Here is a 7,045-nt window from a genome sequence, read left to right on the forward strand (position 1 = left end):
GCCCGGTAGGCCTGCCCCGCCTCGCTCAGCATCGAGGCCACCTCGGCCCGCAGCGCCGCCGGCTTCAGCACCCGCAGGTGCGGGCCGAAGCCGAGGATCCAGTACTTCAGCTCCTCGGTGCCGCGCACCGTCATCGCCAGGACCGTGCTGCCATCGCGCCGGGTGCGGATCTCCTGCGTCGGGTGGATGCGGCGCGACTGCAGGTAGGCGCGCGTTGTCGGGTTCATGATCTGGATTTCCACCGCCGTCTCCGGCCCCTCGATGATGCCAAAGATGCCCTCGGTGTGGCGCTCCGGCGAGTAGCCCGCCGGGTAGTCGAACGAATCCTTCAGGCGCTCGACCGTGCGCATGCGCTCGACCGCCAGGGTGAGCACCTTGCGCCCGCGGTGGCTGCGACCGACCAGGTAGAGCCCGCCGCGGTACATCAACAAGGTGTACGGATCGAAGACGTGCGTCTTGCCGGCGCCCAGCAGGCCGCCGTAGTCGATCCCCAGGCGGCGATTGTCGGCCAGGCAGCGGACGATCGTGTCGAGGTGCTCGTCGCTGGCGCGATAATCCTTCATCGCGTGCGGCACGACGTAGAACTTGCGCGCGAAGTCGGCGACGCGCTGCGCCTGCGCGCCGCGCAGCGTCTTGCTGAAGCGCTCCCAGAGATCGGCGACGCCGTCCTTCAGCACCGTGCCGTCGAGAAACTGGAACACCGACAGCGCGAAGTAGAAGGAGATCACCTGGTAGACCGTGGAGTCGCCCATCTGCGCCGACTCCGCCAGCTTGAGGTAGCGCCGCTCGCCCTTGCGAAACGTCTCGACCAGCGGCCGCCCCTCGCCATCGACCAGCTGCTCGCGGCACGCCGCCAGGTAGCGCATCAACGTCCGCGGCGAGATGTTCAGCTCCGCCGCCGCCGCATCGAAGCTCCACCCCACCGGCCGCTTCCACAGCTCGTGCACCAGCCGCGCCAGCCGCGTCGCCGCGTGGTAGGTCGGCTTCCGCCCCGCCGCCGTCTTGCTCTTCGCCGCCCCGGTCATCCCGCAGTCCTTCAACCTCTTTCCCCGCCCCTGTCAACGCCCGCCCCCGACAACCGCCCCGCTCGCAACCGGGCACAACGCTGGAGGGCGCCGGGCCCTCGGCGCCGGGGGCGGCGAGGCGGCGGCCAGGGACGCGAATCAAATAGTCAAATCCCACCCCCGTCCTTCGCACCCCACCCCGCACCGTCAGCCGTTGGCAACCCGCCCGCGCCACGATGCGCCGGGTGACGACACCCCCCGCTCCCCACATCCGCATCCTCGACCCCGCCCCCGACGCCCGCCACACCCTGACGCGCCTGCTCGAATCGGTCGGCCACACCGTCATCGCCCACGCCGACGCCGCGCACCTCCTCGCCACCGCCGACCTGGCGCCGACCGAGTGCATCCTCGCCGAGCTCCGTCTCCCCCACCTCCCCGGCCCAACGCTCATCACCCAACTGGCCGCGCGCGAGCCCGGCCTGCCCGTCATCGTCGTCACCGGCTTCGCCACCGTCGCCGGCGTCGTCGCCGCCTTCCGCGCCGGCGCCTTCGACCTCTTCGAGAAGCCGGCCAGCGAGCAGTTGCTGCTCGACCGCGTCCACGCCGCCATCGCCGCCGGCCGGCGCAGCCGTGCCCAGCACCGCCTGCACACCGAATACGCCGCCCGCATCGCCGCGCTGCCCCAACGCCAGCGCGAAGTCCTCGCCCTCACCACCGCCGGCCACACCATCCCCGCCATCGCCGCCGCCCTCGGCATCAGCACCCGCACCGTCGAGGCCCACCGCAGCCAACTCGCCCGCCGCCTCGGCGCCAACTCCCTCGCCGCCCTCATCCACCTCGGCCTGCGCTTGGACTTTGCGCCGCTGCCCGCTACGGTGCGCCGCACGCGCCCGTAGCTCAGTTGGACTAGAGCGTCTGGCTTCGAACCAGTAGGTCGGGTGTTCGAATCACCCCGGGCGCGCCATTTTTTTCCGCCACCTCGATGGCCTCCGCGCCCAGAGAATCGGCGAGGTGATGATCGGTTGCATGCTCACTCGATCCTCTCCAGACCGAGGCTGGAAAGGTACTCGAAGGTGGCATCGTAGAACTCTGGCGATCGGGTCGGATCGGAGGCGTCGCCGGGCGGGACGAAGATGACCATCCCCTGGCGCGCGCGCGTCAGCAGGACCCGATAGGCGTTGAGGAGATACTGTCTGTTCTCCTGACTTGCAACATTGCACCACCGGCTGCCGCGGAAGTCGTGATAGCTCCAGCCGGAATCCGTGAACCGCAGGTCTCCGTCCCACGTGACGCAGGTCCAATCCAGTTCGAGGCCCTGCACCTGAAACTCGGTCGCGGCGTCCTCGAGGAAGAAGCTCGACCTGGTGTCCCCGCGGTCGTTGAGGAACCATTTCACCGGATCCACGTCCACGCGAATATCGATAGCGTGGGGCTTGAGACGCATGGCCTTTGACGAGGCGACGAGCCCGAACCTCTCGGACCCGCGTGCGCGGGCGCGGATCCACACTTTTGCGCGGCTGAGATCGCGGGTGAGCGCGATTGGATAGCGACCGGCGAGTTGCCCAAAGTACGCACGCGCACCGTCCCGCTCGCAGTCGAGCAGCGCCTTGACGAACGCCGATACGTGCTCCGCTCGAAACGATCGCATCGACACGGCGAGGTGGAGCGAATCGTCGAAGTGCACGTTGTCGAGCTGCCGGAGCCGGTCGATGGCCATGCCGGCGGCATATTCAGTGTCCGTCAGACGCGAGGAGATAAAGAGCTGCCAGCCGGGAAATCCGGTATGAATCGCGTCCAACCAGGCGCTGATGCCGGCCTCGCCGGTATTGATCTCCTGTCCGCCGCCGACCAGGCAGATGATCACCGCCCAATCGCGGTGGCGATCCAGCACCGAGATGAGAAACTCCGGCTCAGATTGTGCGAACCCGGGGCGATTCTTCTTGCGCTTCATGAAGTTCGCGGTCTGCTTCAGATTCCAGGCGCGTTGCGCCTCGTCGAAGATGACAACGTGTTCGATCGGCGGCTCCTCATCGCTCAACGACGCATCGCGGAAGTGGTGCACATTCTGAATGAATGCCTTGACGCTCTCGCCAACGACACCCTTGCGCACCTTCTGCCCTTCGCTTGCTCGGCGGGCGACCTCGTCGCGCGTCAGTGCTTCGCGTAAGACGGCAACCAGCGGCCCGTTGCCCGAGAGAAAGACGGCATGTGTCAACTCCTCGACTTCCCGTCTATGCCTGGTGGCAACATTGAGGCCCACCAGTGTTTTGCCGGAACCGGGAACTCCGGTGACGAAACAGACGACCTTCTGGCGCTCGACCACGGCGCGATCGACGATGTCGTCGATGCGGCGCGAGGTGAGGCGCAGGTTTTCGGCACCTGCATCGAAACGTGCGATCGCTTCGACCGAGTGGTGCGCGTAGAGAGCCCGCGCAGCTTCGACGATGGTCGGCGTCGGCCGATACGAACTGCGCGCCCAGGCCGGCGCGTCGATTGCGGTTCCGGAGATGCGAACTACGGCGCGATCGATAATCCCTCGGAGCCCAGCGCTACCCGTGCGCATCGGTCGATAGACATTGTCCGGGTCGGCGTGCAGGTCGACAACTGAGGCGCTCACGGGCGCGTTAGTGGCCACAAGGATCGGCACAATCGGAACCGTATGGCTGGCCTCGTGGAAGTTCTTCAAGTCGAGGGCGTAGTCCCAGACCTGTTCGGACGCGGCGAGATGGAAGATCGATTCACCGACCTTGAATTCAATCGCGAAAACGATTGGGCCAAGGAGGAGCACAGCGTCGATGCGTCGGCCCATGCGCGGGATGCTGAACTCGAGCAGGATCTGCCCCTGAACTCCTGCCAGCGTGCGACGCAACACCTCGCATTCGACGAGCCAGGCATCACGTTGCGCAGAGAGCACAGTGAACTCGCAGTTCGCGGCGAGCGAACCCATGACTTGCATCACTGGCGTCTGCAGGAACTCCGCGATCGGGGCTGCGTACCAGGCCCGCGGGATTGGCGTCGGTGGCCCTATGCTCGGCATCGCTGACCGAGCTCATGGGATCAACGCGACAAAAACGCAAGCAACCCAACTCATTTGCCTGGCAGTCCCAAAGCACACCAGCGATCGTTCGCCCACCGGACGTCGCTACATCGAGCAACACGCCAACGGCTGGCGGTTCCTCCGCTTCGTCCACGAACGATCGACCGACACGTTCACGCTGCTGGGAGACGTTCGCCATCGCGACTACAGGGGCAGCCGACCGATCAGCATCACCTGGGAGCTCGACGATTTGCCCCGCCGCGATGTTTCAGCGATATGCCACGCTCGCGGCAGCATGACCGGCGGGGCACAGGCGCGGCGCGCCACGCCGCAGCGGCGGCGGCGCGGTAGCCTCGCTGGACACCCAAACCGGGGCGCGCTCAGCGCGTCATCGCGACCGCTCGCACACGACCATGGGCTCGCCTTGCTCGATCGCATGCTCGAGCCGGCGCCGGGCAACACGCGCGTGCGCCTCCGGGACTCCGACGAGCAGACGGAGCACGACCGATGTATCAAGTCCGATCGCCACGCGACCAGCCCCACTCGATGCTCCGCTTCACGTCGCTGAGCTTGTGCGACCGTCCTTTCGCATATCGCCGCCCCATCCCGATCCACGACCAGTCGAGCTTCATTCCGCGCAACACCCAGACGGTTTCCCCGTCGACCACGCGCCGCTCGACGTCGAGCGCGTCGCCTGGGCCGACGCCGAGTTCCTCGCAGAGCGCCGCGGGCAGAGTCGCCTGTCGCTTGGATGTGATCGCTATCTTCACCATGCCATGAGCCTAGCCGTCCGCCGCCTTACCGGTTACACATATCGTAAGGCCGGAGCCAACGAATCTGTGTGCCAAATGTGTGCCAGCTCCGCCAAACTGGCCGAAGTCGGCCAAACTCACTGAACGAGCCAATGTTGCGCTAGGCCTTGTGGCACATGGCATAGCGCCACTCCGCGCAACTCGCCACAACTCAGCGAAACACGGCCAAGTCGAACTTCGAACCAGGTCCGGGTGTTCGAATCACCCCGGGCGCGCCTTTCGCAGTTGGGACCGGACGGGCGCCCCTCTCTATTCTCTGGCGCCGTCCACGGTCCGCCTGCCGATCTCTTGACGGCTTGTCACCAAGTGATGCATGAGTACCCGCATCCAGACTTACTGTGCGTGGCGGGCTCCTCTGGCGGGGGTGTGTGTGCGGCAGGGACAACCGGGAGTCCTTTGCGCACCATCAACTGCAAACGGAGGAGAGCCATGAAGAAGCTCAGCACACTCCTGATGGCGGCCGGGGTGCTCCTGCTCGGCTCGGCAGCGATGGCAGGCGCACCGAAGGTGAACGTCTGCCACATCCCGCCCGGCAATCCGGGCAACCCCCAGAGCATCAGCGTCGGTCCGTCGGCGGTTCCGGCCCATCTCGCGCACGGGGACCAATTGGTCAGCGCCGAGGTTTGCGACGGCGCCGACAACGACTGCGATGGGATCGTCGACGACGATCCGGGCGGTGTCGGGCAAGCCTGTACGGCGGGCGTGGGGGCGTGCGCGGCTGCGGGCACCGTGGTGTGTGTCGACGGCGCGCGTGAATGCACCGCTGAGCCGGGCGAGCCAACGGCAGAAGTCTGCGACGAGGTCGACAACGATTGCGATGGCGCAGTCGACGAAGGCGGCGTGTGTGAGCCGATCCCGTGCGAGGCGCAAACGTGCGCTACATATCAGTTCGGCTGCGGCGGAAATTCGAACTGCATATGTGCTGAGACTGCGGAGGGCGGCGGCGCCTGCGTCGACGGCATTGTGTTTTGCGCCAGCGCCGTTCCCTGCCACTCAAGCACGGACTGCGGCGCGGGCGAGACCTGCCAAGTCGGTAGCTGCTGCGGTTTCAATTTCTGCGCACCGCTCTGTCACTGAGATCGCTCTGCGCAACGGGCCGGGGCCTTCGGCCTCGGCCCGTTTTTCCGCATCTTCGCAACTCGATCCCGCAGGCCTGGCGCCGAGTGTGGTTCGGCGATTGTGTGGTGTGCTCGGTCCGCCTCAAGCATGGCGCTTCTTGCCCGGCCCGGCGCGATCGAAACAAGCTTCATCCTCAGATCGCCTACCCGCGATCCGGAGGCGATCGCGAATCCTCTCGCCGAGTGCGAGGACGACGACCGCGCCGCGCTCGTCCATCACGTGCGCAGAATGCCGGACTGGATCGTCAGTGCCTGCTGGGGATACAAGACGGCGGCATGCCTGAGGGCGACTGTCCGTTCTGTCGGCCGGAGGCCGAGCGCGTTCTTCCACGTCGGGCACCTGGTGCTGGGGATCTGGGACGCCCACCCGGTGTCCCCTGGCCACGCGCTGCTGATTCCGAAGCGACATGTCGAGCACTCGTCACCTGCGGACCGAAGAGCTGGCGGATGAAGGCGCACGCCAGCTTGCGTCAGGAGGGCTCCCCTCAGTAAACGCTACTCGTCGTGCCGCGCGCGACTGGCCGGTTTTCAGACGTCCACGACTGCCCGATTTTGGGTGTCCACCGAGGGTTCTTGCCGGGCAGCACCCAGACGGTTTCCCCGTCGACCACCCGCCGCTCGACGTCGATCACGTCGCCCGGGCCGACGCCTAGTTCCTCGCAGAGCGCCGCGGGCAGAGTCGCCTGTCGCTTGGATGTGATCGCTACCTTCGCCATGCCGTGGGCCTAGCCGTCCGCCGCCTTACCGGTCAAACATATCGTAGGGCCAGAGCCAACGAATCTGTGTGCCAAATGTCTGCCAACTCCGCCAAGCTGGCCGAAGTAGGCCAAACTCACCGAACGAGCCAATGTCGCTATAGCCATTGTGGCTCATGGCCTAGCGCCACTCCGCGCAACTCTCCACAACTCAGCGAAACACGGCCAATTCGGAGTTCGGACCAGCAGGTTCCTCAGGGATCGCCTGAAAACCGGCCAGTTGTGATCGGGGCAAAACCGGCCAGTCGACGGAGGCGAGACGGAAGGGTTGTGCGTCAGTTCGTCGCCGAAGGCAAGGCGGCGTGCTTGCGGGTGCGCC

At 66.3% G+C, this 7,045-nt stretch carries 6 protein-coding genes and 1 tRNA gene; 4 read left to right on the plus strand and 3 right to left on the minus strand.

Annotated elements, in window-relative coordinates:
- Window positions 1–1,025 (minus strand): helix-turn-helix transcriptional regulator (locus ACRDUX_RS11370; RefSeq protein ID WP_526413910.1); only part of this gene is annotated, 1,025 nt, incomplete at its 3' end.
- A 224-nt stretch (window positions 1,026–1,249) separates the two neighbouring features.
- Here ACRDUX_RS11370 and ACRDUX_RS11375 point away from each other — a divergent pair.
- Entirely contained in the window at window positions 1,250–1,900 is a 651-nt protein-coding gene (locus ACRDUX_RS11375) for a response regulator transcription factor (protein WP_526413912.1), read from the plus strand.
- Window positions 1,891–1,968: transfer RNA gene (locus ACRDUX_RS11380), tRNA-Arg, on the plus strand. The genes ACRDUX_RS11375 and ACRDUX_RS11380 overlap by 10 nt, the downstream gene beginning before the upstream one ends.
- A gap of 66 nt (window positions 1,969–2,034) precedes the next feature.
- Here the strand turns inward: ACRDUX_RS11380 and ACRDUX_RS11385 are convergent.
- Window positions 2,035–3,951 carry a DNA/RNA helicase domain-containing protein gene (locus tag ACRDUX_RS11385; protein ID WP_526413914.1) on the minus strand — a complete coding sequence of 639 codons (1,917 nt, stop codon included), beginning with the start codon at window positions 3,949–3,951 and terminating at the stop codon, window positions 2,035–2,037.
- A gap of 602 nt (window positions 3,952–4,553) precedes the next feature.
- A complete protein-coding gene (locus ACRDUX_RS11390) occupies window positions 4,554–4,814 on the minus strand; it encodes an AbrB/MazE/SpoVT family DNA-binding domain-containing protein (protein ID WP_526413916.1) in 261 nt (86 codons plus the stop codon).
- Window positions 4,815–5,282: 468 nt separating this feature from the next.
- Here ACRDUX_RS11390 and ACRDUX_RS11395 point away from each other — a divergent pair, with 468 nt between their 5' ends.
- Window positions 5,283–5,930, plus strand: a complete 648-nt coding sequence (locus ACRDUX_RS11395; RefSeq protein ID WP_526413918.1) for a MopE-related protein — start codon at window positions 5,283–5,285, stop codon at window positions 5,928–5,930.
- Window positions 5,931–6,059: 129 nt separating this feature from the next.
- Window positions 6,060–6,422, plus strand: coding sequence for an HIT family protein (locus ACRDUX_RS11400; protein WP_526413920.1), 363 nt, complete (start codon window positions 6,060–6,062; stop codon window positions 6,420–6,422).
- Window positions 6,423–7,045: the final 623 nt, after the last annotated feature.

It is taken from the genome of Mycobacterium sp., assembly GCF_050701675.1.
In the GTDB taxonomy this organism is placed as follows: Bacteria; Actinomycetota; Actinomycetes; order Mycobacteriales; family Mycobacteriaceae; genus Mycobacterium.

Coding starts and splice junctions, on each gene's coding strand:
- ACRDUX_RS11385 (WP_526413914.1), bottom strand. CDS start 3,951: ATGGGTTCGCTCGCCGCGAACTGCGAGTTCACTGTGCTCTCTGCGCAA.
- ACRDUX_RS11390 (WP_526413916.1), bottom strand. CDS start 4,814: ATGGTGAAGATAGCGATCACATCCAAGCGACAGGCGACTCTGCCCGCG.
- ACRDUX_RS11395 (WP_526413918.1), top strand. CDS start 5,283: ATGAAGAAGCTCAGCACACTCCTGATGGCGGCCGGGGTGCTCCTGCTC.
- ACRDUX_RS11400 (WP_526413920.1), top strand. CDS start 6,060: ATGGCGCTTCTTGCCCGGCCCGGCGCGATCGAAACAAGCTTCATCCTC.